Below are 23,468 nucleotides of genomic sequence, written 5' to 3' on the forward strand. Positions count from 1 at the left end.
TCCTCAGCTCAGGCGCAGGCGGCTGGCGCCGACCAGCCAGCTATAGATCAGGTACAGCAGCACGGTCGCCAGCAGCAGCAAGCCGCCCAATGCGGTGGCCATGCCCCAGTTGATGCTGGTGTTGGTGTAGAAGGCGACGAAGTAGCTGACCATCTGGTCGTTGGGGCTGCCCAGCAGCGCCGGGGTGATGTAGTAGCCGATGGCCAGGATGAACACCAGCAGGCAGCCGGCGCCGACACCGGCGTAGGTCTGCGGGAAGTACACCCGCCAGAAGCTGGCGAACGGGTGGCAGCCAAGCGAGATCGCCGCGCGCATGTAGCTGGGCGAGATGCCCTTCATCACGCTGTACAGCGGCAGGATCATGAACGGCAGCAGGATGTGCACCATCGAGATGTACACACCGGTGCGGTTGAACACCAGTTCCAACGGTTGGTCGATGATGCCCATGGCCATCAGCGCGCTGTTGATCAGGCCGCCGGATTGCAGCAGCACGATCCACGCCGCCACCCGTACCAGGATCGAAGTCCAGAACGGCAGCAGCACCAGGATCATCAGCAGGTTGCTCTGCCGGGTCGGCAGGTTGGCCAGCAGGTACGCCAATGGATAGGCGAGCACCAGGCAGATGGCGGTGATCACCACGCCCATCCACAGGGTGCGGGCGAAGATATCCAGGTAGATGGCCTGGTCGGGCGTGGCCTTGGCCAGCTCACCGAGGTCGTCGATGCGGTGGTCGAGAGACGCCAGCAGGTAGAACGAAGTGACCGTGCTGGTATTGCGGCGGATCGCCTGCCAGTAGGCCGGGTCGCCCCAGCGCTCGTCCAGCGCTTGCAGGGCCTCTTTATAAGAAGCCGGCTCGGTCTTGAACGGCAAGGCACGGGCGGTCTTGGCCAGCAGGCTGCGGTAACCGGCCAGCTCCATGTTCAGGCGCTTGGACAGGTCGCCCAAGGTCTGGTTCTTGCGCGATTCGGCCAGGTCCTGGCTCAGGGCCTGGTAGACCGGCTCGCCGGGCAGGCTCTTGCCATCCCACTGCGTCACCGCCTCGACGGTGCGCGGCAGGCCGGCGACCACCTCGGGGTTGCCGACGCTCTTGTACAGCAGCGCCGCGATCGGCACCAGAAACACCAGCAGGAGAAACAGCGCCAACGGCGCGATCAACGCCTGGGCCTTCCAGCGGTTGACCCGCTCGGCATGCTTGAGGCGCTGCTTGAGGCTTGGACCTGCGCCTTCGTTGAGGGGCATTGCAATGGCCATGACGAACTCCGGAAAACGGGAAAGGGGCGGTTCGCCGGCAAGCCGGCTCCTACGGATGGATTGCGCGTTTCTGTAGGAGCCGGCTTGCCGGCGATGGGCCGCACAGCGGCCCGTGACTACTTCTTCGCCGCCCAGGCGTTGAAGCGTTGCTCCAGCTGTTCGCTGTTGTCGGCCCAGAACGCCACGTCGATCTGCACCTGGTTGGCGATGTTCTCAGGCGTGGTCGGCATGTCCTTTTTCACCTCGGCTGCCAGCAGGCTCACGGCCTTGCTGTTGGCCGGGCCGTAGGCGATGTTCTCGGAGTAGGTCTTCTGCTGCTCGGGCTGCACGGTGTAGGCGATGAATTTCTTCGCCGCGTCCACATCCTTGGCGCCCTTCGGAATGGCCCAGGCGTCAAAGTCGTAGATACCGCCGTTCCACACCACCTTGAGGTTGCTTTCCTTCTGCACCGCCGCGATCCGGCCGTTGTAGGCCGAGCTCATGACCACGTCACCCGAGGCCAGGTACTGCGGCGGCTGGGCGCCGGCTTCCCACCACTGGATGCTCGGCTTGAGTTCGTCGAGCTTCTTGAAGGCACGATCCTGGCCTTCCTTGGTAGCCAGCACCTTGTACACCTCTTTGGGCGCGATACCGTCAGCCATCAGAGCGAACTCGAGGGTGTACTTGGCGCCCTTGCGCAGGCCGCGCTTGCCGGGGAATTTCTTCGTATCCCAGAAATCGGCCCAACTGGTGGGCGCGCTCTTGAGCTTGTCGGCGTTGTAGGCCAGCACCGTGGACCAGACGAAGAAGCCCACCCCGCACGGCTGGATGGCCCCCGGCACGTAGTCGGCTTCGTCACCGAACAGTGCCGGATCGAGCTCTTCGAACATGCCTTCATCGCAACCCCGGGCCAACTCCGGCGACTCTACCTCGACCAGGTTCCAGCTCACGCTCTTGGTATCGACCATGGCCTTGACCTTGGCCATTTCACCGTTGTACTCCCCGGCGACGATCTTGCCCTTGCCGGCCTTCTCCCACGGCTCGTAGAACGCCTTGGTCTGGGCCGCCTTGTTGGCGCCGCCAAAGGAGATCACGGTGAGGTCGGCCGCCAGGGCCTGGCCGGCGGCGAACAGCCCCAGGGCCAGGGCGGTCAGTTTCAACTGCTTGCGCATTATTATTCTCTCCACAGTACAGGGTTGGTGACGCAAACCATCAGTGGGCTTCGGTGATCGGATCGAGCGCGCGGCCGTGCTCCACCTCCCACCCCAGCGGTACCACATCGCCCACGGCCAGGGCCGGGTCGAGCTCGGCGATTGGCTGCTTGACGAAGAAATCGGCCTTGCCGCAGACCTCCAGGCGCACCCGCACGTGGTCGCCCAGGTAGATGAACTCGGCCACACGGCCAGAGAAGCGGTTGACGCAGCGCTCGCTGTGGCCGTTCAGGCGCACCCGCTCGGGGCGGATCGACAGGGTCACCGGCTCGCCGGCCTGGCCGACCTTCACCGCCAGCGCCTCGACCCGCTCGCCCCGGGCCAGTTGCACCTGGCAGCGGTTGCCGTCACTGGCCAGCAAGGTGCCGTTGAGGCGGTTGTTCTCGCCGATGAAGTTGGCGACGAAGGTGTTGCAGGGTTGTTCGTAGAGCGTGCGCGGGTCGGCGATCTGCTGGATTTCGCCCTGGTGGAACACCGCCACCCGGTCGGACATGGTCAACGCCTCGCCCTGGTCGTGGGTCACATAGACCACGGTCACGCCCAGGCGCTGGTGGATGTGCTTGATCTCCATCTGCATGTGTTCGCGCAATTGCTTGTCCAGGGCGCCGAGCGGTTCGTCCATAAGCACCAGTTGTGGCTCGAACACCAAGGCGCGGGCCAGGGCCACCCGTTGCTGCTGGCCACCGGAGAGCTGGCCGGGATAGCGCTTGGCGAAGGCATCGAGCTGGACCATGTTGAGCACGCGCTTGACCCGCTCGCTGATGTCGGTCTTGCTCAGGTTGCGCACGGTCAGCGGGAAGGCCAGGTTCTCGGCCACGGTCATGTGCGGGAACAGTGCGTAGTTCTGGAACACCATGCCGATGTCGCGCTTGTGCGGCGGCACGTTGTTGATCGAACGGCCGGCCAGCTGGATCTCCCCGGCGGTGGGGGTCTCGAAGCCGGCGAGCATCATCAGGCTGGTGGTCTTGCCCGAGCCGGACGGGCCAAGCAAGGTGAGGAACTCGCCTTTGCGGATGTCCAGGTTGAGGTCCTTGACGATCAGCGATTCGCCGTCGTAGCTCTTCTGCACACCCCGGAAGCTGACCAGCGTCTCGTTCGACTTCGCCTCGCTCATGCCCTGCACCTTCTTGTTGGAATGACTGCGTAGGCCAAGCGTAGAAGAGGCGCAAGCGCCCGGAAATCGGGGCGACTGAGAGAATGCCCTCATCCGGGTGGAAGAGTTGTTGTAGGGATCGCCCTACAAGGATGGCGTTTTCAGGTAACTCGAGCTTTGTAGGAGCGGCGTTAGCCGCGATCACCCGCCAAGCGGGTGTCAGAGACAGCGGCGCTGGTATCGCGGCTAAAGCCGCTCCTACGCTGAGATCGCGTAAAAGCCATTGTCGTAACCAGGACACTCACACCAACTTGTGTTCCATGGCGTACTTCACCAGCTCCGCCAGCGAGTTGACCCTGAGCTTCTGCATCAAGCGCGCCTTGTGGGTGCTGATGGTCTTGCTCGACAGCGCCAGCTGCTGGGCGATGTCGTTGACGTTGGCACCCTGGGCCAAGCGCTCGAACACGGAAAACTCGCGTTCGGACAACAAGGTATGCAGTGGCCGGGTCTCGGTCAGGCCCACTTCGAACACCATGCGGTCGGCCAGGGCCGGGTCGATGTAGCGCCCGCCCCCGGCCACCCGGCGGATGGCCGTCAGCAGCAGGGCCGGGTCGCTGTCCTTGGTCGCATACCCCGCCGCGCCAGCTTTCAGCGCGCGGGCCGCCATCTGCGCCTCGTCATGCATCGACAGCATCAGGATCGCCGGCGCGCTGGCCAGCGCACGGATCCGCGGGATCGCCTCCAGGCCATTGACCCCGGGCATGGAGATATCCAGCAACACCACCTCGCACGGGGTATGGCGCAAGGTCTCCAGCAACTGCTCGCCATTGCCCGCCTCGCCCACCACCTGCATGTCCCTGGCCAGGCCGATCAACTGCTTGATGCCCTCGCGGACGATGGTGTGGTCTTCGGCCACCAGCACTCGAATCACGGTCGTGTCTCCTGTTGCAAAGGAATCGCCACGCTCAGGCTGGTGCCCTCGCCCGGCTCGCTGTCGAGGGTCATGCTGCCCCCAAGCATCAGTACCCGCTCGCGCACGCCAACCAGGCCGAACGAGGTTGGCCGCGCCGCGTCGACGACGAAGCCGGCACCATCGTCGATGACGGTCATGCGCAAGGCATCCTGTTCGTGCGCCAGGGTAATCTGCACGGTATGCGCCCTGGCATGGCGCATGACATTGGTCAGCGCCTCCTGGAGGATGCGGAACAGCCCGGTAGCCTTGGCATCGCTCAAGGGCGGCAGGTGGTCAGGCACCTGAACCAGGCAGGGAATCTGCGTGCGCGCCTCGAAGCGCCGGCCTTGCCATTCGATGGCCGAGGCGATCCCGGCGTCGAGAATCGGTGGGCGCAGGGCGGTGGCCACGTCACGCACCAGCTGGAACAACTGGGCGATCAGGCGCTTCATGCTGGCCAGGCGCTCATTCAGCCCGGCATCCAGCTCGGCGTAGGCCAGTTCGCACATCGACACCTCCAGCTTGAGCACGGTCAGCATCTGGCCAAGCTCGTCATGCACTTCCCGGGCGATTCGGGCTTTCTCTTCCTCGCGCACGCTCTCCAGGTGCGCCGACAGTTCGCGCAGCTGCTCCTGGGAGGCAGCCAGCGCCAGCTCGGCCTGCTTGCCCTGGGTGATGTCCCAGACCACGCCGTCCCAGACCATGCGGCCGTCGGCCAGGCGCCGGGTGGTGGCCTTGATGTCGGCCCAGCGCCTGGCGCCGTCACGGGTAAGGATGCGGCCCTGCCAGGACCAGTCACGGTCGCAGGCCAGGGCCAGGTCCTGGACCCGGTGATAGTCGGCGCGGTCCTCGGGGTCGACCAGGTTGCGCAGGCCCATGTCCGGGTGCTGGATCTCGACGGGCGTGTAGCCGACCAGTGCCGCGCTGCCCTCGCTGATGTAGGGGAACTCCGGGTCGCCTTCGGCCGGGTCGCGCTCCAGGCGGAACACCAGGCCCGGCACGTTGCCGGCGATGCCCTTGAGCCGTGCCTCGCTCTCGCGCAATGCCGCCAGGGCACGACGCCGCTCGGTGATGTCGGCGACGAACACAACCAGGTACTCGGCATCGCGAAAGCGCAGGAACGACAACGACAGCTCTACCGGCAACTCGCTGCCATCGGCGCGCCGGCACTGGGTCTCGAACTGCTGGTCGGCGCCGTCGCCGGCCCGCGCGCGCTTCCACAGCTGCAGCCAGCGGTCCATGTTCAGGTTGGGTTCGATAGCGGCCAGTGGCCGCTCCAGTAATGCCCCCTCGGCAAAGCCGAGCATGTGCTCGACGGCGTGGTTGGCGTAGCGCACATGGCTGTCCCAGTTGACCCAGAGGATGCCCAGCGTGCTCTGGTCGAGGGAAAACTGGCTCAGGCGCAAGGCTTCTTCACGCACCTGCCGCGCCACCAGGCTTTCCCGCGCGGCCAGCAAGGCCCGCTCCAGCCTGCGTTGTTGCCGGCGTTGCCATACCAAGGTGGCCAGGGCGCACAGCAACAGCAGGCCAAACAGCAGGGCGAGGTTCTGCCAGAAGCCTGCCGACTCCGAGAACCTGGGGTACTTGGGCTGCAACCAGCGCTGGTGCAACTGCTCCAGCGTCTTGGCCGGCATGGCTTGCAGCGCGCGCTCGAGCACCTCGGCAAGCGCCGGCCAATCGCGCCGCGAGCCGACCCGCAACAGCTGTGGCAAGCCGATATCGCCGACCACCGCCAGCTCGCCGAACTCGCTCTCGCGGGACAAGCGGCTGAGCTGCGCCTCGTCCAGCACGGCGAAACCGGCCTGGCCAGCCAGCACCAGCTGCAACGCCTCGCGCTCGTTGGGCACGCCCTGCAGGTTGAGATTGGCGTAGTTGCTGCGCAGGTAGTCGGCCAGGGTGCCGGGCATGCGCACCGCCACCCGGTCGCTGGCGCCTAGCTTCTCCAGCTCCACCGCCACGCCGCCGCTGCGCAGGCCCACCACCAATTGCGGAATACGCATGTAGGGATCACTGAACAGCCACAGGCGCAGGCTCGTCGGGGTCTGGGTCAGCCCGGGGGCGAAATCGATCTCCCCGGCCTGCAAGGCGTGCTCAAGGGCTGCCTGGTCTGGGAAACCGCGCCAGGTCAGGTCCAGTTTCAGCGCCTGGGCAATGGCGCCGACCAATTCCACGTTGGCTCCATAGAACTGTTGCAGGCGGCGGTCGAACTGGGCATAGGGCGCCTGCAACACCAGGCCGACGCGCAGCGCGCGGTGCGCATCCAGCCATTGCTGCTGGGCCGGCGCCAGTATCACCGTCGGCGGCGCCTCCGGCCTTGCCAGGGCGATCAAGGGTAGACACAACCAGCCGATAACCCACAGGCAACGCACTCGCTTCATCTCTACGCTCGTCTTGGCAATGATGGCCGCCTGGCGTGGCCGTCGCGGGCAAATACCATTAGGCTGCCGGTATGATTCTGGCCTTGGATTGATCGATGTTCACACTTTATCGCACGACGCTGGCAATGTGCTGCCTGGCAGCGGCCCTGCCGCTCGGGGCGCAAGCCGCCGATGCCGAACAAGCGCAAACCGCCGCTGAAGCGGCCGCCCCCGCCCCTACCCCGCGCGCCCCGCTGCTCGAGCGCAGCCAGGACGATGCCCGGGCCCTGGAGCGCCAGGTGCCCAAGGCCGAGCAGCAGATGCTGCAGGCCAATGGCGAAAGTTTCCTGGCGTTGTGGAAACCTGCCAACGACAGCGACCCCAAGGGCGCGCTCATCATCGTCCCGGGCGCCGGCGAGAGCGCCGACTGGCCCACCACCGTCGGCCCGCTGCGCCGTGGCTTCCCCGATGTCGGCTGGGGCACCTTGAGCCTGAGCCTGCCCGACCGCCTGGCCGAACGCCCGCAGGCGCGGGTCGACGCCAAGCCTGCGCCCGCAGCCGCGGCAGAAAAGGCCCAGGGCGAGTCAGCCCCGGCCAAGGACACCCCGGCCGATGCCAACGCCAACGTCGCCCAGGCCACCGCGCCAGAGACGGATGCCGCTGAAAGCACCGACGCGGTGGAGGCCGACGAGCACACCGCCGAGGAAGATGTCGAGCGTATCTTCGCCCGCCTCGACGCCGCCGTGGCCTACGCCCAACAGCAGAAGGCGCGCAGCATCGTCATGCTCGGCAGCGGCAGCGGCGCCTATTGGGCAGCGCGCTACCTCAGCGAGAAGCAGCCGCCCCAGGTGCAGAAGCTGGTAATGGTCGCCGCCCAGACCCCGGCGCGGGTCGAGCATGACCTGCTGAGCCTGGCGCCAACCCTGAAGGTGCCGACCGCCGACCTCTACTACGCCACCCGCACCCAGGACCGCCTCGCCGCGCAGCAGCGCCTGCAGGCCAGCAAGCGCGAGAAGGACAGCCAGTACCGGCAGTTGTCGCTGATCGCCATGCCGGGCAACAAGGCCGCGGAGCAGGAGCAGTTGCTGCGCCGGGTACGCGGCTGGTTGACGCCCAAGGACGAGTGACACGCCACGCCCCCGTAGGCGCCAGCCTTGCTGGCGAACCAAGCGCCGCGCTGCCAGTGTTCGCCGACCAGCCGCTGCCTACGGGCAGCGATCAGATCAAAGCCCGCGCCTTTTGCGGATCATCGCATAGGCCTGGTGCAGCTCCCGCGTATGCTCGGTCGCCTCGCGCACCTTCGCCTCGCTGGCACCACTGCCCACCAGCTTGTCCGGGTGGTGCCGGCTGAGCAGCCGCCGATAGGCCTGCTTGACCCGGTCCGCCTCGGTGTCCGGCTCGACCCCCAGCAGCCGCAACGCCGCCGCATAGGTCATGGCGCCGCCCTCGACCGCCGATTTGCGCGGTTCATACTCCAGCGCCAGGGCCTGCACCTGATTGCGGCTCAGCCCCAGTTGCTGCCCCCAGCCCAGCAGCAGGTCACGCTCCTGGCGCCCGGCCTTGCCATCGGCCCAGACCATCCGCCAGCACGCGCGCAAGGTGCCCTCGGCAGCATGCGGCTGCTGCTTGATCCGGCGCAGATGCTGCCCCAGCCGGTCCTTGCCCGCCTTGCCGCGATTGAACGCGGCAATCGCCCGCAACCGTGCCGGCTCGCTGAGGTCCAGCCGGGCCATTTCCTGACGCGCCTGCTGAATGTGCCCCTCGGCCACCCGACCATCGCTCTTGGCCAGCCGCCCAAGCAGCACGAACAGCAGCTCGTCATCGCGCAGCGCCGGACGCCCGCCCAGGCGTTCGCGCACATCGTCCCATCCCTGCAGGCGCAGGCGCCGATCCATGGCCTGGCCCAGCAACGCCCCGAGCAGTGCCCCGGGGATGCTGGCCACGGCGAAACCGGCGCCGGCACCGATCACTGTGCTCGGCCACCACATATCAGGCGCGCTCGCCGATCAGGCGCTCGACATCGGCCAGGCGCTCGAGGGTACCGACATCGACCCACTGCCCGCTGTAGTGCTCGCCGCTGACCCGGCCCTCGGCCATGGCCTGGCGCAGCAGTGGCGCCAGCTTGAAGGCACCAGGCTGGCAGCCGTCGAACAACGCCGGGTCGAGCACCGAGATACCGCTGTAGGTCAAGGTCCCCGGGGCCGCGTCGCCGTCGCGCACCTGACCGTCCGTCAGGCGGAAGTCACCGCGGTCGTGGTGCCCGGGGTTGTCCACCAGCACCAGGTGCGCCAGCCCCGGCAAGGGCGCCTGCAGGCGAGCGAAGTCGTAGTCGGTCCAGATATCGCCGTTGACCAGCAGGAACGGCGCCTCGCCCAGCAACGGCAAGGCCTTGAAGATACCGCCACCGGTTTCCAGCGGTTCGCCCTCCGGCGAATAGCGGATGCTCAGGCCGAAGCGCTGGCCATCGCCCAGGTGGTCCTCGATCTGCTGGCCCAGCCAGGCGTGGTTGATCACCACCTCGGTGATGCCGGCACGGGCCAGTGCCTCGAGGTGATACTCGATCAGCGGCTTGCCGGCCGCCGGCACCAGCGGCTTGGGGGTGTGCAGGGTCAGCGGGCGCATGCGCTCGCCCTTGCCCGCGGCCAGGATCATCGCCTTCATGGGCGCGCCCCCGCCTTGAGCTCGGCAAGCAGTTGCCCCAGCTCGGCCAGCTCCGGGCGGCGGCCGATCACTTCATCTATATAGGCGAAGAAGCGCGGCACGTCGGCCAGGTAGCGCGGCTTGCCGTCGCGGTGGCAGATACGGGCGAAGATGCCGATGACCTTGAGATGGCGCTGCACGCCCATCAGGTCGCTGGCACGCTGGAACGCCTCGAAGCTGTCCTGCACTGGGATGCCGGCGGCACGCGCCCGGTGCCAATAGCTACGCAGCCAGCCCTCGACGCGCGGCTGGGGCCAGCTGAGAAAAGCATCCTTGAACAGGCAGGTGATGTCGTAGGTGACCGGGCCGTACACCGCGTCCTGGAAGTCCAGTACCCCTGGGTTGGGCGCGCTGTGCATCAGGTTGCGCGGCATGTAGTCGCGGTGCACCAGTACCTTGGGTTGCGCCAGGGCGCTGTCGATCAGCAGTTGGCTGACCCGCTGCCAGCTCGCCTGCTGGGCCTCGCTGAAGCTCAGGCCCAGTGCGCGGCCGACGTACCATTCGGGGAACAGTTCGACCTCACGGCGCAACAGCGCGACATCGTAGCTGGGCAGCGCTGCGTCCATCGGCAGGCGCTGCAAGGCCAGCAACGCATCGATGGCATCGGCGAACAGGGCATCGGCGTTGTCCTGGTCAATGATGTCCAGGTATGTCTGGCGCCCCAGGTCACCCAGCAGCAGGAAGCCGCGCTCCAGGTCCTGGGCATGGATCACCGGCACGTTTACCCCCGCCGTGGCCAGCAGGTGATCGATATCGACGAACGGGCGGCAGTTCTCCTGGGGCGGCGGCGCATCCATGATCACGAAGCTGTGGCCGGCGCCTTCCCAGCGGAAGTAACGGCGGAAACTGGCGTCGCTGCTGGCGGCGGTCAGGCTGCCTGCGGGCACGTCACCCCAGGCGTTGGTGCGGAACAGGTTCTCCAGCTGCCCGGCGAGCCAGGCGGTCAGTTGTTGCAGGCGTACATCGTGATCGGGCATTACAAGGGTCTCCGACGGCCCTAGCCGTCAAGCGGGTCATGCTTTATTATCCAGCATCTTTTTCAGACCATCGAGAGGCGTGCGGCCCCCACACGCGGGCAGATGGCACGCAGGAAGCCCGGACTAATAAGATGGCATTGAAATCCCCCGCGTTTCGTAGAAAGTTTCCGTTGCTGGTGACTGGCGGTCTGCTAGCCCTGCAACCTCTGGCCACCTCGTACGTGGTCGCGGCCGAGCAGTTCGACTGCCAAGTGTCCGCCTCCGGTGGTTGGGACTGCAAGCCCAAGACCGCAGCCAACCTGCCTCCGCGCCCGGTACACCCGGGCGCTGCCGCGGCCAGCTCGGGCACCGACGCCTCGGGTGAGGCCGTCGCGGTCGAAGCCGACAAGCCGATGCTGGTCACCGAGGCCAAGGGCCGTGGCCTGAAGTCGCGCAGCGAAGACTACAGCCACCTGGACTGGGTCCCGCGCGAGAAGCTCACCGCCGCACAGCTGGCCGAAACCGGCCCGTACTGCGGTGGCGCCTACATCGAGCCGACCCGCCCGGGCATGAACGACTCCACGCCCAAGGACGAATCGCCGACCTACATCAACGCCAAGGTCTCCAAGTACCAGCAGGAGCAGCAGATCGCCACCCTGGCCGGTGACGTGGTCATGCGCCAGGGCAGCATGCAGGTCGAATCCGACGAGGCCAACCTGTACCAGGCCGAGAACCGCGGCGAGCTCAAGGGCAACGTCAAGATCCGTGACAACGGCACCCTGGTGGTCGGCGACGAAGCGCAGATCCAGCTCGACACCGGCGAAGCCCGGGTCGACAACGCCGAATACGTGATGCACAAGTCGCACATCCGCGGCAACGCGCTGTACGCCAAGCGCGCCGAGAACGCCATCATCCGCCTCAAGGACGGTACCTATACCACCTGTGAGCCGGGCAGCAACGCATGGCAGCTCAAGGGCAACAACATCACCCTGAACCCGGCCACCGGCTTCGGTACCGCGACCAACGTCACCCTGCGGGTCAAGGATTTCCCGGTGTTCTACACACCGTACATCTACTTCCCGATCGACGACCGTCGCCAGTCCGGTTTCCTGCCGCCGTCGTTCAGCACCAGCAGCGACACCGGCTTCATGCTGGTCACGCCGTACTACTTCAACCTGGCGCCGAACTACGACGCCACCTTGTACCCGCGCTACATGGCCAAACGCGGCATGCTCATGGAAGGCGAGTTCCGCTACCTGACCAAGTCCAGCGAAGGCCAGTTCGGCGGCGCCTACCTGAGCGACCAGGATGACGACCGCAAGCTGCAGACGGACTACAAGAAAGAACGCTGGATGGTCAACTGGCAGCACAAGGGCGGCCTGGACGAGCGCCTGATGACCGAGGTGGACTACACCGACATCAGCGACCCGTTCTACTTCCAGGACCTGGAGTCGGACCAGATCGGTGTCGAGAGCCGCGACTTCATCAACCAGCAGGGTGCGCTGACCTACCGGGGCGACAGCTATACCGCGCGCCTGAATGTGCACGCCTACGAACTGGCGACCATTTCGCAGATCACGCCGTATGACAAACTGCCGCAGGTCACCTTCAACGGCATGTTGCCGTTCCATCCGGGTGGCACGGACCTGACGTATGAAACCGAGGCCGTGCGCTTTGACCGGGATCTGAAAAACGACCTTGTCAAAACCAAAGATGGATTGCTGGACACCACCACCACCATCCCGGGCCAGCGCCTTGACGAAAACGTCAGTGGCATCGCCCGTGCCAACGGTACCCGCCTGAACGCGGCCCCGGCCATCAGCCTGCCGATGCAAGCGAGCTACGGCTATATCACGCCCAAGCTCAAGTACGTCTACACCAAGTACGACCTTGACCTCGACAGCCAAGGCAAGGCACAGGCAGCAAGTCAAGCGGCGCTGCCGGGTTACGGCAGCTACAGCAGCTCGATCAACCGCAACATCCCGATCTTCAGCGTCGACAGTGGCCTGTATTTCGACCGCAACACCCAGCTGTTCGGCACCAATTATCGCCAGACGCTCGAACCGCGCCTGTTCTACCTCTACGTCCCGTACAAGGATCAGAAAGACATCCCGCTGTTCGACACGTCCGAGAACACCTTCAGCTATGCCTCGCTGTTCCGCGACAACCGCTTCAGCGGTATCGACCGTATCGGTGACGAGAACAAGCTGTCGCTGGGCGTGACCAACCGCTGGATCGAAGACAACGGCTTCCAGCGCCAGCGCTTCAGTATCGGCCAGGCGTACTACTTCAACGACCGCAAGGTCCAGTTGCCGGGCATCAATTACCGCACGCGCAAACAAAGCCTGTCGGATGTTTCGCCGTACGCGCTGGAATACGAATACGCCTTCAACCGCGACTGGCGCTTCAACTCGGACTTCAACTGGGATCCAGACAGCCGCAGCACCCGCTCGGGCAGCGCGATGTTCCACTACCAGCCTGAAGAAAACCCGAACAAGATCGTCAACCTCGGCTACCGCTACCGTAACGACACGATCACCTACGACTCCTTGACTGGCACCTGGAAAGACCAAGGTGGCAGCTACGGTCAGCCGGGCGATCCGAACTACATCAAGGACTACTACAAGATCCAGCAGCACGACTTCTCGGTCATCTGGCCGATCGTGCCGCAATGGAGCGTCATCGCCCGCTGGCAGCATGACTACAACCGCAACCGCACCCTCGAGGCGATGGGCGGTTTCGAGTACGACAACTGCTGCTGGAAGCTGCGCCTGATCAACCGCTACTGGATGGACTACGACGACTTCAGCCAAGCCACCCCACAGAACGAGAAGGGCGACCACGGCGTCTTCCTGCAGATCGTCCTCAAGGGCCTCGGCGGCGTGATGGGCAACAAGGTCGAGACATTCCTGGACAAAGGCATTCAAGGTTACCGTACACGTGAAGACCAAGCTTATTGATCGTCTGCGCCCGCTGATGCTGGGCGCCGTACTGCTGAGTGGCGCGGCGCATGCCGCCCCACAACCCCTTGACCGCGTGGTGGCCATCGTCGACAACGACGTGGTGATGCAAAGCCAGCTGGATCAGCGCGTGCGCGAAGTGCAGCAGACCATCGCCAAGCGCGGTGGTGGCGTGCCGCCGGCCGGTGCGCTGGAGCAGCAGGTGCTGGAGCGCCTGATCGTCGAGAACCTGCAACTGCAGATCGGCGAGCGCTCGGGCATCCGTATCACCGACGAGGAGCTGAACCAGGCCGTCGGCACCATTGCCCAGCGCAATGGCATGTCGCCGGAGCAGTTCCGCGCCGCCCTCGCCCACGATGGCCTGTCGTACGACGACGCCCGCGACCAGATCAAGCGCGAGATGATCATCAGCCGCGTGCGCCAGCGCCGCGTCGCCGAACGTATCCAGGTATCCGAGCAGGAAGTGAAGAACTACCTCAACTCGGACATGGGCAAGATGCAGATGTCGGAAGAGTACCGCCTCGCCAACATCCTCATCCCCACCCCGGAAGGCGCCAACTCAGAAGCCATCCAGGCTGCCGCGCGCCAGGTCGGCGATGTCTACCAGCAACTCAAGCAAGGTGCGGACTTCGGCCAGATGGCCATCGCCCGCTCACGCAGCGAGAACGCCCTGGAAGGCGGCGAAATGGGCTGGCGCCAAGCCGGCCAACTGCCACCTGACTTCGCCAAGATGCTCAGCAACATGGCGGTGGGCGACATCACCCAGCCGATTCGCATCCCCAACGGCTTCATCATCCTCAAGCTCGAGGAGAAGCGCGGTGGCAGCCAGAGCGTGCTGCGTGACGAAGTGCACGTACGCCACATCCTGATCAAGCCAAGCGAAATCCGCAGCGACGCCGCCACCGAGCAACTGGCCGAGCGCCTGTACGACCGGATCAAGAGCGGGGAAAACTTCGGCGAACTGGCGAAGAGCTTCTCGGAAGATCCAGGTTCGGCGCTCAACGGCGGCGACCTCAACTGGGTCGACCCGAACAGCCTGGTGCCGGAGTTCCGCGAGCAGATGGCCAACGCCCAGCAAGGCGAAGTGACCCGTCCGTTCCGCACCCAGTACGGCTGGCACGTGCTGGAAGTCCTCGGCCGCCGCGCCACCGACAGCACCGACAAGGCCCGCGAACAGCAGGCGATGAACGTGCTGCGCAACCGCAAGTACGACGAAGAGCTGCAGACCTGGCTGCGCCAGATCCGTGACGAAGCCTACGTCGAGATCAAGCTGCCTGGCGCCGACCAGGCCGCCCAGTGAAGCCACTGCGCTTCGCCGTCACGCCCGGCGAGCCGGCCGGCATAGGCCCCGACCTGTGCCTGCTGCTCGCCGCCGAGGCCCAGCCCCACCCCCTGATTGCCATCACCAGCCGTGACCTGCTCGCCGAGCGGGCCACCCAGCTGGGGCTGGCCGTCACCCTGCTGCCGGTCGTCCCAGGCCACTTCCCCGACCAGCCCGCCGCCGCCGGCAGCCTGTACGTGTGGGACACGCCCCTGGCCGCGCCGGTGCTGGCCGGCCAACTGGACAAGGCCAACGCCGCGTTCGTGCTCGAGACGCTCACCCGCGCCGGCCAAGGCTGCCTCGCCGGTGACTTCGCCGGCATGATCACCGCCCCCGTGCACAAGGGCGTGATCAACGAAAGCGGTATCGCCTTCTCCGGCCATACCGAGTTCCTCGCCGACCTGACACAGACCGCGCAAGTGGTCATGATGCTGGCGACCCGAGGCCTGCGCGTGGCACTGGTGACCACCCACCTGCCGCTGCGCGACATTGCCGATGCCATCACCGACGAGCGCCTGGAGCGCGTCACCCGCATCCTGCATGCGGACATGCGCGCCAAGTTCGGCATCGACAACCCCCGCATCCTGGTCTGCGGCCTCAACCCGCACGCCGGAGAAGGCGGCCACCTGGGCCGCGAAGAAATCGACATCATCGAGCCCACCCTGGCGCGCCTGCGCGCCGAAGGCATGGACCTGCGTGGTCCGCTGCCGGCCGATACCCTGTTTACCCCCAAATATCTGGAGCACTGCGACGCGGTGCTGGCGATGTACCACGACCAAGGCCTGCCCGTACTCAAGTACAAGGGCTTCGGCGCCGCGGTCAATGTGACGCTGGGCCTGCCGATCATCCGCACGTCGGTCGACCATGGCACCGCCCTGGACCTGGCCGGCAGCGGCAAGGTCGACACCGGCAGCCTGCGCGTCGCCCTGGAAACCGCCTACCAGATGGCCGAGAACCGACCATGACCGAGCACTACCAACACCGGGCGCGCAAGCGCTTCGGCCAGAACTTCCTGCACGACGCCGGAATCATCGACCGCATTCTGCGCGCGATCAACGCCAAGGCCGGCGAACACCTGCTGGAAATCGGCCCTGGCCAGGGCGCCCTCACCGAGGGCCTGCTGGGCAGCGGCGCGCAACTGGATGTGGTCGAGCTGGACAAGGACCTGGTGCCGATCCTGCAGCACAAGTTCGCCGGGCGCGACAACTTCCGCCTGCACCAGGGCGATGCGCTGAAATTCGACTTCAACCAGCTGGGCGTACCGCCGCGCAGCCTGAAAGTCGTCGGCAACCTGCCGTACAACATCTCCACCCCACTGATCTTCCACCTGCTCGATCACGCCGGGCTGATCCGCGACATGCACTTCATGCTGCAAAAAGAAGTGGTCGAGCGCATGGCCGCCGGGCCTGGCGGCGGTGACTGGGGCCGCCTGTCGATCATGGTGCAGTACCACTGCCGCGTGGAACACCTGTTCAACGTCGGCCCCGGCGCGTTCAACCCGCCGCCAAAAGTCGACTCGGCGATCGTGCGCCTGGTGCCCCACGAGGTGCTGCCGCATCCGGCGAAGAACCCGAAGCTGCTCGAGCACGTGGTGCGCGAAGCCTTCAACCAGCGCCGCAAGACCTTGCGCAACACCCTCAAGGGCCTGCTCGACAGCCAGGCCATCGAAGCCGCCGGCGTAGACGGCAGCCTGCGCCCCGAGCAGCTGGACCTGGCCGCCTTCGTGCGCCTGGCCGACAAGCTGGCCGAACAGCAGGCCTGACCCCCGGTTCGCCGGCAAGCCGGCTCCTACAGGCGATACGCCCCCTCGTAGGAGCCGGCTTGGCGGCGAACGGTCCCCAGCCACTCCCACACCGCTAGCCTCCCCCCCAGCAATGGCCTAGACTGCGTTATTGCGTCAGTTCGCCCAAGGCCCTTGCATGTCCGACCCCCGCTATCAGATCGACGTCAGCGTCGTGACCCGCTACCTCAAAGACCAATCCGACCCTGAAAGCAGCCGTTTCGCCTTCGCCTACACCATTACCGTGCACAACAACGGCACGCTCAAGGCCAAGCTGATGTCCCGTCATTGGCTGATCACCAATGGTGACGGTGAAGTCGAGGAAGTGCGCGGCGCCGGGGTGATCGGCCAGCAGCCGTCGATCGAGCCAGGCCAGAGCCACACCTACAGCAGCGGCGCGGTGATCAGCACCCGGGTGGGCACCATGCAGGGCAGCTACCAGATGTTCGCCGAGGACGGCAAACGCTTCGATGCACCGATCGCGCCGTTCCGCCTGGCCGTACCCGGGGCCCTGCACTGATGGCCACCTACGCCGTCGGCGACCTGCAAGGCTGCCTGCAACCGCTCAAGTGCCTGCTCGAGCGCGTGCGCTTCGACCCGGCCGTGGACCGCCTGTGGCTGGTGGGCGACCTGGTCAACCGCGGCCCCGAGTCGCTGGAGACCCTGCGCTACCTGTATTCGATCCGCCAGGCGCTGGTCTGCGTGCTGGGCAACCACGACCTGCACCTGCTGGCCGCCTGGCACAACGTCGAGCGCCTGAAAAAAAGCGACACCCTGCGTGAAATCATCGAGGCACCCGACGCCGACCCGCTGTTCGACTGGCTGCGCCAGCAGAAGCTGCTGCACTACGACGAGGCCCGCGGCATCGCCATGGTCCACGCCGGCATCCCGCCGCAATGGACCCTGGGCCGCGCCCTGGAGCTGGCGGCCGAGGTCGAGCAGGTGCTGCGCGACGACACCCGCCTGAAGCTCTACCTGGACGGCATGTACGGCAACGAGCCGAACAAGTGGAGCAAGAACCTCAGCGGCATCGAGCGCCTGCGGGTGATCACCAACTACTTCACCCGCATGCGTTTCTGCACCGCCGCCGGCAAGCTCGACCTCAAGAGCAAGGAAGGCCTGGACACCGCGCCGAAAGGCTACAAGCCCTGGTTCGACCACGCCGAGCGCCGCTCACGCCACGTCAAGATCATCTTCGGCCACTGGGCCGCCCTCGAAGGCCGCGTCGACGTACCGGGCGTGATCGCCCTGGACACCGGTTGCGTCTGGGGCGGCGCCATGACCCTGTACAACGTCGACAGCGGCGAGTATCACCGCTGCGATTGCACCCGTGAGGGCACCCCTCGCCCACCAGCACCCAACAACCATCACCCCTGAAGGAAGCGCAGCCATGAGCGAATTCAAACGCATCACCCCCGAGCAAGCCCTCGCCCTGCGCGCCGACGGTGCGGTCGTGGTCGACATTCGCGACCCGCAAGCTTTTGCCGCCGGGCACATCGCCGGCGCCACTCATCTGGATAACCATTCGGTGGCCGACTTCATCCGCAGCGCCGACCTCGACGCGCCTACACTGGTGGTTTGCTACCACGGCAATTCCAGCCAGAGCGCCGCCGCCTACCTGGTCGGCCAGGGCTTCTCCAACGTCTACAGCATCGATGGTGGCTTCGAGCTGTGGCGCAGCACCTACCCGGCGGAAACCGCCCAGGGCAGCGCTGAATAATTTTTTTCATTGTTCCTGCAGCCCGCGTTCCGTGCGGGCTTGCGCCCGGCCTGACGAACGGTCGTAGGCGCGTTCTCCACTCCCCGCCCTTGACCTTGCCCAGAACCAACTATTCTTAAGCCCAGGCCATCCAAAAAAGGGGAGAGCCGGTACACCGGCGTGCGGGTCATCGGTAGCGTTACAGGGTGTTCTGGGGGGTATACAGCAATCGGCGAGCCCGGTTGCATGCCAGCATCAGCTGACTGATCCGGCGTCGTCTCCACGTATCGAGCGAGGTGACGTCATGAGCATTTTTAGCCACTTCCAACAACGTTTCGAGTCCACCCGCCAGGAAGAACTTTCGCTGCAGGAGTACCTCGAGCTGTGCAAAGAGGATCGCAGCGCCTACGCCTCGGCGGCCGAGCGGCTGTTGCTGGCCATCGGCGAACCAGAGCTGATCGACACCTCCACCAACTCCCGGCTGTCGCGGATCTTCTCCAACAAGGTGATTCGCCGCTACCCGGCCTTTGCCGACTTCCACGGGATGGAAGAGTGCATCGACCAGATCGTCTCGTACTTCCGCCACGCCGCCCAAGGCCTGGAAGAGAAGAAGCAGATCCTCTACCTGCTGGGCCCGGTGGGCGGCGGCAAGTCGTCGCTGGCCGAAAAGCTCAAGCAACTGATGGAAAAGGTCCCCTTCTACGCCATCAAGGGCTCGCCGGTCTTCGAGTCGCCCCTGGGGCTGTTCAACGCCACCGAGGACGGCGCGATCCTCGAAGAGGAATTTGGCATCTCCCGCCGCTATCTGAACACCATCATGTCGCCCTGGGCCACCAAGCGCCTGCAGGAGTTCGGCGGCGACATCAGCAAGTTCAGGGTGGTCAAGCTCTACCCCTCGATTCTCAACCAGATCGCCATTGCCAAGACCGAGCCGGGTGACGAGAACAACCAGGACATCTCCGCCCTGGTCGGCAAGGTCGATATCCGCAAGCTCGAGGAGTTCCCGCAGAACGACGCCGACGCCTACAGCTATTCAGGCGCGCTGTGCCGGGCCAACCAGGGCCTGATGGAATTCGTCGAGATGTTCAAGGCGCCGATCAAGGTCCTGCACCCCTTGCTCACCGCCACCCAGGAAGGCAACTACAACAGCACCGAAGGCCTGGGTGCGATTCCCTATACCGGGATCCTGCTGGCCCACTCCAACGAATCGGAGTGGCACACCTTCCGCAACAACAAGAACAACGAGGCGTTCATCGACCGGATCTACATCGTCAAGGTGCCGTACTGCCTGCGCGTCAGCGACGAAATCAAGATCTACGACAAGCTGCTGATCAACAGCTCGCTGGCCAAGGCCCATTGCGCGCCCGACACCCTGAAGATGCTCGCCCAGTTCACCGTGCTCTCGCGCCTAAAGGAGCCAGAAAACTCCAACATCTACTCGAAGATGCGCGTATACGACGGCGAGAACCTCAAGGATACCGACCCGAAAGCCAAGTCGATCCAGGAGTACCGCGACTCCGCCGGCGTCGACGAGGGCATGAACGGCCTGTCGACCCGCTTCGCCTTCAAGATCCTGTCCAAGGTGTTCAACTTCGACCCGCATGAAGTGGCGGCCAACCCGGTGCACCTGCTGTACGTGCTGGAGCAGCAGATCGAGCAGGAACAGTTCCCGGCCGAAGTCCGTGAGCGCTACCTGCGCTACCTGAAGGAATACCTGGCGCCGCGCTACATCGAGTTCATCGGCAAGGAAATCCAGACCGCCTACCTGGAGTCCTACAGCGAATACGGCCAGAACATCTTCGACCGCTATGTGCTGTATGCCGACTTCTGGATCCAGGACCAGGAATACCGCGACCCGGAAACCGGCGAGATCCTCAACCGCATCGCCCTCAACGAGGAGCTGGAGAAGATCGAAAAACCGGCCGGTATCAGCAACCCGAAGGACTTCCGCAACGAGATCGTCAACTTCGTGCTGCGCGCCCGGGCCAACAACAACGGCAAGAACCCCAGCTGGCTCAGCTACGAGAAGCTGCGGGTGGTGATCGAGAAGAAAATGTTCTCCAACACCGAGGACCTGCTGCCGGTCATCAGCTTCAACGCCAAGGCCAGCAAGGAGGATCAACAGAAACACAACGACTTCGTCACCCGGATGGTGGAGCGTGGCTACACCGACAAGCAGGTGCGCCTGTTGTCGGAATGGTATCTGCGGGTCAGGAAATCGCAGTAACAGCGGCCTGCCACGGTTGCTGCGCGGTGCGCTTCGGCGCACCGCTCGCCCGTGGTGGCGGCGACTGCTTTGGCTTGCAGCTCGTAGCTTGAAGCTTGCAGCTGTACCCAGCTACCGGAGGGCCCATGAGCTACGTCATCGACCGACGCCTGAACGGCAAGAACAAGAGCACGGTCAACCGCCAGCGTTTCCTGCGGCGGTACCGCGAGCACATCAAGAAGGCCGTCGAAGAGGCGGTGAGCCGCCGCTCCATCATGGACATGGAGCATGGCGAGCAGATCAGCATTCCCGGGCGTGACATCGACGAACCGGTGCTGCACCACGGGCGTGGCGGCAAGCAGACCATCGTCCACCCCGGCAACAAGGAGTTCACCGCCGGCGAACACATCGCCCGCCCGCAAGGTGGCGGCGGTGGTGGCGGCCGTGGCAAGGCCGGCAATTCCGGCGAGGGCATGGACGACTTCGTGTTCCAGATCACCCAGGAAGAATTCCTCGAATTCATGTTCGAGGACCTGGAACTGCCCAACCTGGTCAAGCGCCACCTGACTGGCGCCGACACCTTCAAGACCGTGCGCGCCGGCATCGCCAACGAAGGCAACCCCTCGCGCATCAACATCGTCCGCACCCTGCGCTCGGCCCATGCCCGGCGCATCGCCCTGACCGGCAGCAGCCGTGCGCTGCTGCGTGAAGCCCAGCAGGAACTGGCCCGGCTGAAGGTCGAGGAGCCCGACAACTTCACCGATATCCAGGCCACCGAAGCCGAGATCGAGCGACTCAAGGCCAGGATCAACCGCTTGCCGTTCCTCGACACCTTCGACCTCAAGTACAACCTGCTGGTCAAGCAGCCCAACCCCAGTTCCAAGGCGGTGATGTTCTGCCTGATGGACGTTTCCGGCTCCATGACCCAGGCCACCAAGGACATCGCCAAGCGCTTCTTCATCCTGCTGTACCTGTTCCTCAAGCGAAACTACGACCGCATCGAGGTGGTGTTCATCCGCCACCACACCAGCGCTCGCGAAGTCGACGAGGAAGAGTTCTTCTATTCCCGCGAAACCGGCGGCACCATCGTCTCCAGCGCCCTCAAGCTGATGCAGGAGGTCATGGCCGAGCGCTACCCGGCCAGCGACTGGAACATCTATGCTGCCCAGGCCTCGGACGGCGACAACTGGAACGACGACTCGCCGATCTGCCGCGACATCCTGGCCAACCAGATCATGCCGCATGTGCAGTACTACACGTATGTCGAGATCACCCCGCGCGAACACCAGGCCCTCTGGTACGAATACGAACGTATCGGCGAAGCCTACCCCGACACCTTCGCCCAGCAGCAGTTGGTATCGGCCGGCGATATCTACCCGGTCTTCCGTGAACTCTTCCAGCGCAGGTTAGCCACATGACCGCCAGAGAACAGCGACGCCAACCCATTTCCACGGGCTCCGAGTGGACCTTCGAGCTGATCCAGACCTACGACCGCGAGATCAGCCGCCTGGCCGCGCGCTACGCCCTGGACACCTACCCCAACCAGATCGAAGTAATCACCGCCGAGCAGATGATGGACGCCTACGCCTCGGTGGGCATGCCGCTGGGCTATCACCACTGGTCCTATGGCAAGCAGTTCCTCAGCACCGAGAAGTCCTACAGCCGAGGCCAGATGGGCCTGGCCTACGAGATCGTGATCAACTCCGATCCGTGCATCGCCTACCTGATGGAAGAAAACACCATGTGCATGCAGGCGCTGGTGATCGCCCACGCCTGCTACGGCCACAACAGCTTCTTCAAGGGCAACTACCTGTTCCGCACCTGGACCGACGCCAGCTCGATCATCGACTACCTGGTGTTCGCCAAGCAGTACATCGCCCAGTGCGAGGAGCGCCACGGCATCGATGCCGTCGAGGACCTGATCGACTCCTGCCACGCCCTGATGAACTATGGCGTGGACCGCTACAAGCGCCCCTACCCGATTTCCGCCGAGGAAGAGCGGCGTCGCCAGAAGGAGCGTGAGGAGCACCTGCAAAAGCAGATCAACGACCTGTGGCGGACCATCCCCAAGGGCTCGGAAAAGGCCGGCGAGCGAGACGATGCGCGGTTCCCCGCCGAACCCCAGGAAAACATCCTCTACTTCATCGAGAAGCACGCACCGCTGCTGGAACCCTGGCAGCGCGAGGTGGTGCGCATCGTGCGCAAGATCGCCCAGTATTTCTATCCACAGCGCCAGACCCAGGTGATGAACGAAGGCTGGGCGACGTTCTGGCACTACACCCTGATGAACGACTTGTACGACGAGGGCCTGATCACCGAAGGCTTCATGATGGAGTTCCTGCAATCGCACACCAGCGTGGTGTTCCAGCCTGGCTTCGACAGCCCCTACTACAGCGGCATCAATCCCTACGCCCTGGGCTTCGCCATGTACACCGACATCCGGCGCATGTGCGAACACCCCACCGAGGAGGATCGCCGCTGGTTCCCCGACATCGCCGGCAGCGACTGGCTGTCGACCATCAAGTTCGCCATGAGCAGCTTCAAGGACGAGAGCTTCATCCTGCAGTACCTGTCGCCCAAGGTCATGCGCGACCTCAAGCTGTTCAGCATCCTCGACGACGACCAGCGCGACGACCTGCTGGTGCCGGCGATCCATGACGAAGACGGCTACCGCACCATCCGCGAGCAGTTGGCCGCGCAGTACAACCTCGGCAACCGCGAACCCAACGTGCAGATCTGGAGCATCGACCGCCGCGGCGACCGGTCGCTGACCCTGCGCCACCAGCAACACAACCGCAAACCCCTGGGCGACTCCACCGAGGAAGTGCTCAAGCACCTGCACCGCCTGTGGGGCTTTGACATCCACCTGGAAACCGTGCAGGGCGACCAGTTGATGAAGACCCACCACATGCCACCCCGTGGCGAGCATGGCGACAGCGGCGACTATGGCCGCATGGACCTGGCCGTCATCCATCACCTCTGATGCACCGCCATTACTGTCGA

At 65.0% G+C, this 23,468-nt stretch carries 19 protein-coding genes; 11 read left to right on the forward strand and 8 right to left on the reverse strand.

The genetic code is table 11. From position 1 onward, the window contains the following. Window positions 1–3 precede the first annotated feature (3 nt). The 5 genes from KSS95_RS00835 to KSS95_RS00855 form a co-directional block, all read right to left on the reverse strand. On the reverse strand, window positions 4–1,251 hold the full coding sequence (locus KSS95_RS00835; RefSeq protein ID WP_217850720.1) for an ABC transporter permease: 1,248 nt from the start codon (window positions 1,249–1,251) through the stop codon (window positions 4–6). 116 nt (window positions 1,252–1,367) lie between these two features. After that, window positions 1,368–2,402: an ABC transporter substrate-binding protein gene (locus KSS95_RS00840; protein WP_217850722.1), complete on the reverse strand. Its 1,035-nt coding sequence runs from the start codon at window positions 2,400–2,402 to the stop codon at window positions 1,368–1,370. A 40-nt stretch (window positions 2,403–2,442) separates the two neighbouring features. Next, complete coding sequence (locus KSS95_RS00845; protein WP_217850724.1) at window positions 2,443–3,555, reverse strand: ABC transporter ATP-binding protein; 1,113 nt, start codon at window positions 3,553–3,555, stop codon at window positions 2,443–2,445. A gap of 280 nt (window positions 3,556–3,835) precedes the next feature. After that, complete coding sequence (locus KSS95_RS00850; protein ID WP_217850732.1) at window positions 3,836–4,465, reverse strand: response regulator; 630 nt, start codon at window positions 4,463–4,465, stop codon at window positions 3,836–3,838. Further along, the gene (locus KSS95_RS00855; protein WP_217850734.1) at window positions 4,462–6,864 is read right to left on the reverse strand and encodes a PAS domain-containing sensor histidine kinase; all 2,403 of its coding nucleotides are present in this window, start codon (window positions 6,862–6,864) and stop codon (window positions 4,462–4,464) included. The genes KSS95_RS00850 and KSS95_RS00855 overlap by 4 nt, the downstream gene beginning before the upstream one ends. Window positions 6,865–6,959: 95 nt before the next feature. Here KSS95_RS00855 and KSS95_RS00860 point away from each other — a divergent pair, with 95 nt between their 5' ends. After that, on the forward strand, window positions 6,960–7,970 hold the full coding sequence (locus KSS95_RS00860; RefSeq protein ID WP_217850735.1) for an alpha/beta hydrolase family protein: 1,011 nt from the start codon (window positions 6,960–6,962) through the stop codon (window positions 7,968–7,970). Window positions 7,971–8,066: 96 nt separating this feature from the next. On the opposite strand, the gene KSS95_RS00865 is transcribed toward KSS95_RS00860, so the two are convergent. Genes KSS95_RS00865 through KSS95_RS00875 form a run of 3 tightly spaced genes read right to left on the reverse strand, consistent with a single transcriptional unit; the run spans window position 8,067 to window position 10,520 of the window. Then, complete coding sequence (locus tag KSS95_RS00865) at window positions 8,067–8,831, reverse strand: TerB family tellurite resistance protein (RefSeq protein ID WP_217850737.1); 765 nt, start codon at window positions 8,829–8,831, stop codon at window positions 8,067–8,069. 1 nt (window position 8,832) lies between these two features. Further along, window positions 8,833–9,504: an N-acetylmuramate alpha-1-phosphate uridylyltransferase MurU gene (gene murU / locus KSS95_RS00870; protein WP_217850739.1), complete on the reverse strand. Its 672-nt coding sequence runs from the start codon at window positions 9,502–9,504 to the stop codon at window positions 8,833–8,835. Continuing rightward, the gene (locus KSS95_RS00875) at window positions 9,501–10,520 is read right to left on the reverse strand and encodes an aminoglycoside phosphotransferase family protein (protein WP_217850741.1); all 1,020 of its coding nucleotides are present in this window, start codon (window positions 10,518–10,520) and stop codon (window positions 9,501–9,503) included. Before KSS95_RS00875 ends, murU begins: the two co-directional genes overlap by 4 nt. 131 nt (window positions 10,521–10,651) lie before the next feature. Here KSS95_RS00875 and KSS95_RS00880 point away from each other — a divergent pair, with 131 nt between their 5' ends. The 10 genes from KSS95_RS00880 (at window position 10,652) to KSS95_RS00925 (ending at window position 23,448) form a co-directional block, all read left to right on the forward strand. Then, on the forward strand, window positions 10,652–13,459 hold the full coding sequence (locus tag KSS95_RS00880; RefSeq protein ID WP_217850748.1) for an LPS-assembly protein LptD: 2,808 nt from the start codon (window positions 10,652–10,654) through the stop codon (window positions 13,457–13,459). Then, the gene (surA, locus tag KSS95_RS00885) at window positions 13,440–14,759 is read left to right on the forward strand and encodes a peptidylprolyl isomerase SurA (protein ID WP_217850750.1); all 1,320 of its coding nucleotides are present in this window, start codon (window positions 13,440–13,442) and stop codon (window positions 14,757–14,759) included. The genes KSS95_RS00880 and surA overlap by 20 nt, the downstream gene beginning before the upstream one ends. Continuing rightward, complete coding sequence (gene pdxA / locus KSS95_RS00890) at window positions 14,756–15,745, forward strand: 4-hydroxythreonine-4-phosphate dehydrogenase PdxA (protein WP_217850757.1); 990 nt, start codon at window positions 14,756–14,758, stop codon at window positions 15,743–15,745. Before surA ends, pdxA begins: the two co-directional genes overlap by 4 nt. Then, a complete protein-coding gene (gene rsmA / locus KSS95_RS00895) occupies window positions 15,742–16,542 on the forward strand; it encodes a 16S rRNA (adenine(1518)-N(6)/adenine(1519)-N(6))-dimethyltransferase RsmA (protein WP_134689806.1) in 801 nt (266 codons plus the stop codon). The genes pdxA and rsmA overlap by 4 nt, the downstream gene beginning before the upstream one ends. Window positions 16,543–16,699: 157 nt before the next feature. Continuing rightward, window positions 16,700–17,080: a Co2+/Mg2+ efflux facilitator ApaG/CorD gene (gene apaG / locus KSS95_RS00900; protein ID WP_134689807.1), complete on the forward strand. Its 381-nt coding sequence runs from the start codon at window positions 16,700–16,702 to the stop codon at window positions 17,078–17,080. After that, window positions 17,080–17,937 carry a symmetrical bis(5'-nucleosyl)-tetraphosphatase gene (locus KSS95_RS00905; RefSeq protein WP_217850759.1) on the forward strand — a complete coding sequence of 286 codons (858 nt, stop codon included), beginning with the start codon at window positions 17,080–17,082 and terminating at the stop codon, window positions 17,935–17,937. Before apaG ends, KSS95_RS00905 begins: the two co-directional genes overlap by 1 nt. Before the next feature lie 13 nt (window positions 17,938–17,950). Continuing rightward, a complete protein-coding gene (gene glpE / locus KSS95_RS00910; protein WP_217850765.1) occupies window positions 17,951–18,280 on the forward strand; it encodes a thiosulfate sulfurtransferase GlpE in 330 nt (109 codons plus the stop codon). A gap of 283 nt (window positions 18,281–18,563) precedes the next feature. Then, window positions 18,564–20,486 (forward strand): PrkA family serine protein kinase, encoded by a 1,923-nt coding sequence (locus KSS95_RS00915; protein WP_217850767.1) that lies wholly within the window; start codon window positions 18,564–18,566, stop codon window positions 20,484–20,486. 125 nt (window positions 20,487–20,611) lie between these two features. After that, window positions 20,612–21,883, forward strand: a complete 1,272-nt coding sequence (locus KSS95_RS00920; protein ID WP_217850769.1) for a YeaH/YhbH family protein — start codon at window positions 20,612–20,614, stop codon at window positions 21,881–21,883. Continuing rightward, window positions 21,880–23,448, forward strand: a complete 1,569-nt coding sequence (locus KSS95_RS00925; RefSeq protein WP_217850771.1) for a SpoVR family protein — start codon at window positions 21,880–21,882, stop codon at window positions 23,446–23,448. Before KSS95_RS00920 ends, KSS95_RS00925 begins: the two co-directional genes overlap by 4 nt. The last annotated feature ends 20 nt before the right edge of the window (window positions 23,449–23,468 follow it).

The sequence above is a fragment of the Pseudomonas muyukensis genome, assembly GCF_019139535.1.
Classification (GTDB): domain Bacteria; phylum Pseudomonadota; class Gammaproteobacteria; order Pseudomonadales; family Pseudomonadaceae; genus Aquipseudomonas; species Aquipseudomonas muyukensis.

What these genes read in the sequence shown, in the direction of transcription:
- KSS95_RS00835 (WP_217850720.1), bottom strand. Translation starts at nt 1,251, where the DNA reads ATGGCCATTGCAATGCCCCTCAACGAAGGCGCAGGTCCAAGCCTCAAG.
- KSS95_RS00840 (WP_217850722.1), bottom strand. Translation starts at nt 2,402, where the DNA reads ATGCGCAAGCAGTTGAAACTGACCGCCCTGGCCCTGGGGCTGTTCGCC.
- KSS95_RS00845 (WP_217850724.1), bottom strand. Translation starts at nt 3,555, where the DNA reads ATGAGCGAGGCGAAGTCGAACGAGACGCTGGTCAGCTTCCGGGGTGTG.
- KSS95_RS00855 (WP_217850734.1), bottom strand. Translation starts at nt 6,864, where the DNA reads ATGAAGCGAGTGCGTTGCCTGTGGGTTATCGGCTGGTTGTGTCTACCC.
- KSS95_RS00860 (WP_217850735.1), top strand. Translation starts at nt 6,960, where the DNA reads ATGTTCACACTTTATCGCACGACGCTGGCAATGTGCTGCCTGGCAGCG.
- KSS95_RS00865 (WP_217850737.1), bottom strand. Translation starts at nt 8,831, where the DNA reads ATGTGGTGGCCGAGCACAGTGATCGGTGCCGGCGCCGGTTTCGCCGTG.
- murU (WP_217850739.1), bottom strand. Translation starts at nt 9,504, where the DNA reads ATGAAGGCGATGATCCTGGCCGCGGGCAAGGGCGAGCGCATGCGCCCG.
- KSS95_RS00875 (WP_217850741.1), bottom strand. Translation starts at nt 10,520, where the DNA reads ATGCCCGATCACGATGTACGCCTGCAACAACTGACCGCCTGGCTCGCC.
- KSS95_RS00880 (WP_217850748.1), top strand. Translation starts at nt 10,652, where the DNA reads ATGGCATTGAAATCCCCCGCGTTTCGTAGAAAGTTTCCGTTGCTGGTG.
- rsmA (WP_134689806.1), top strand. Translation starts at nt 15,742, where the DNA reads ATGACCGAGCACTACCAACACCGGGCGCGCAAGCGCTTCGGCCAGAAC.
- apaG (WP_134689807.1), top strand. Translation starts at nt 16,700, where the DNA reads ATGTCCGACCCCCGCTATCAGATCGACGTCAGCGTCGTGACCCGCTAC.
- KSS95_RS00905 (WP_217850759.1), top strand. Translation starts at nt 17,080, where the DNA reads ATGGCCACCTACGCCGTCGGCGACCTGCAAGGCTGCCTGCAACCGCTC.
- glpE (WP_217850765.1), top strand. Translation starts at nt 17,951, where the DNA reads ATGAGCGAATTCAAACGCATCACCCCCGAGCAAGCCCTCGCCCTGCGC.
- KSS95_RS00915 (WP_217850767.1), top strand. Translation starts at nt 18,564, where the DNA reads ATGAGCATTTTTAGCCACTTCCAACAACGTTTCGAGTCCACCCGCCAG.
- KSS95_RS00920 (WP_217850769.1), top strand. Translation starts at nt 20,612, where the DNA reads ATGAGCTACGTCATCGACCGACGCCTGAACGGCAAGAACAAGAGCACG.
- KSS95_RS00925 (WP_217850771.1), top strand. Translation starts at nt 21,880, where the DNA reads ATGACCGCCAGAGAACAGCGACGCCAACCCATTTCCACGGGCTCCGAG.